General features: G+C 65.5%; 1 protein-coding gene. It reads left to right on the top strand.

The window, feature by feature from the left end:
- The first annotated feature begins 8 nt into the window (after window positions 1-8).
- Window positions 9-137 carry a transposase family protein gene (locus tag KDL01_RS42850; protein ID WP_438802032.1) on the top strand — a complete coding sequence of 43 codons (129 nt, stop codon included), beginning with the start codon at window positions 9-11 and terminating at the stop codon, window positions 135-137.
- The last annotated feature ends 115 nt before the right edge of the window (window positions 138-252 follow it).

Genomic DNA, 252 nt, shown 5'->3' with positions numbered 1-252 from the left:
GCCACGGCCTGCACTTCCTCGCGCTGACCGACGAGCGCGGCCGGCTGATCTGGATCTCCGCCGCCCGGCCCGGGCGCACGCACGACATCACCGCCGCCCGCCGTGACCACGTCCTCGAGCATCTGAGAGGGCGATAAGCGAGTCTTCTACCGTTTCGTATTAGTCATAACGTGTGGATTTGCTCGGTTTCTGCTCGTGAGCGGCCTTGGGCGTGGTGCGGTGGCGCGGTGGATGAGCGCAAGCCGTACAACA

Origin of the sequence: Actinospica durhamensis, from assembly GCF_018139695.1 — a bacterium.
Taxonomy (GTDB): Bacteria; Actinomycetota; Actinomycetes; order Streptomycetales; family Catenulisporaceae; genus Actinospica; species Actinospica durhamensis.
The sequence above is the reverse complement of the archived record's forward strand: the minus strand, read 5'-3'. Positions and strand labels throughout refer to the sequence as shown.